Source organism: Bacillus sp. C30 (assembly GCF_040838255.1).
GTDB lineage: Bacteria > Bacillota > Bacilli > Bacillales > Bacillaceae_G > Bacillus_A > Bacillus_A mycoides.
The window spans coordinates 1-1,713 of sequence record NZ_JBFPJH010000528.1 but is presented as its reverse complement, the minus strand read 5'-3'; the positions used below and the strand labels follow the sequence as shown (position 1 = coordinate 1,713).

General features: G+C 33.5%; 2 protein-coding genes. Both read left to right on the top strand.

Translation table 11 applies throughout. The features are described from left to right. Positions 1–116 precede the first annotated feature (116 nt). A complete protein-coding gene (locus AB3X49_RS22515) occupies positions 117–1,067 on the top strand; it encodes a metal ABC transporter substrate-binding protein (RefSeq protein WP_002031461.1) in 951 nt (316 codons plus the stop codon). Positions 1,068–1,205: 138 nt separating this feature from the next. Beyond that, positions 1,206–1,676: a GNAT family N-acetyltransferase gene (locus tag AB3X49_RS22510; RefSeq protein ID WP_002012425.1), complete on the top strand. Its 471-nt coding sequence runs from the start codon at positions 1,206–1,208 to the stop codon at positions 1,674–1,676. The last annotated feature ends 37 nt before the right edge of the window (positions 1,677–1,713 follow it).

Genomic DNA, 1,713 nt, shown 5'->3' with positions numbered 1-1,713 from the left:
ATGTATTATACTAGGTTCGCAAACTAAAACGTAATTATTCCGTTTTGTATTAAAACGATATTTTCTTCTTATATTTGGAGAAAATATAATTGTAAAAAAGAAAAGAGGAGAATTATATGCCTAAAAAATTAGCTCTATTTTCATTTATACTTATTTTCACACTCATCTTTGCTGGATGTTCTAACAACAAAGATAGTGCAGCGAAAAAAGATGGGAAACTTTCTGTTTATACAACCATTTTCCCACTCGCTGACTTTGCAAAAAAAATCGGTGGTGATTATGTAAATGTAGAAACAATTTACCCACCTGGTGCGGATTCTCATACATTTGAACCAAGTCAAAAGCAGACTGTACAAGTGGCAAAAGCCGATTTATTTGTTTATAACGGCGCAGAATTAGAACCATTTGCCGAAAAAATGGAAAAATCATTAAAAAAAGAAAACGTAAAAATTGTAAATGCATCTAAAGATATCGAACTTCGTGCTTCATCTGAAGAAGAGCAGCACGATCATGGAGACGGTCATAAAGAAGATGAACATCATCACGATAAAGACCCACACGTTTGGATAGACCCTACTCTTGCGATGAAACAAGCAGAAAAAATTAAAAATGCACTTGTAGAATTACAGCCTGAACATAAAAAAGAGTTCGAAAAAAACTTTGCAGCACTACAAACAAAATTTACTGATTTAGATGATCAATTTAAAGCAGTTGTTGCAAATGCAAAAACGAAAGAAATATTAGTTTCACACGCAGCTTACGGCTACTGGGAACAACGATACGGTTTGAAACAAATTCCAATCGCTGGAATTTCAGCATCTGATGAACCATCTCAAAAGCAGCTTGCTGACATTACAAAAACAGTAAAAGAGCACGGTCTACAATATATTTTATTTGAAACATTCTCTACTCCAAAAGTAGCATCAGTTATTCAAAAAGAAACAGGCACAAAAATTTTACGCTTAAATCACCTTGCTACTATTTCTGAGGATGATGCAAAGAACAATAAAGATTACTTCACATTAATGGAAGAAAACGTAAATACTTTAAAAGAAGCAACAAACTAATCAACTATATTTTCTAGGCAGCTGAATATGTCATTCAGCTGCCTTTTTATGTATTTATCCTTGACTTGATCGAAATAACAAGTAGAATTATCCATATTAGCTTGTAAGCTATACTAATTTAGAAGGTGAGTTGGAACTATGAATCTTCACATTTGTGAAGTAACAGCAAATAATTGGCGTTCAGTTGCTGCTTTAGACGTAGCAAAAGACCAGCAGCAGTTTATTGAAAGCAATGCGTTTTCTTTAGCGGAATCATTATATGAAGAAAACGGAACGTCAGTAGGCTTATATGACAAAGAAACACTCGTTGGATACGCAATGTACGGTTGGTATTCCCAAAAACATGAAAGTGTATGGTTAGATCGTTTTATGATTGACCAACAATTTCAAGGAAAAGGATACGCAAAACGTTTCCTTCGCTTACTAATTCAATTCTTGCAACAAAAATTCGAATGTAAAATAATTTATTTAAGTTTACATCCTGACAACAAACACGCAATGGGACTATATGAGTCATTTGGCTTCCGTTTAAATGGGGATATTGATGACGAAGGTCCAGTTGTAGGTGTTGTAATGGAATTACTTATAGATGAAAATACAAGTCTGTGAAAACAGGCTTTTTATTATGCATTTATCAATGTTATGT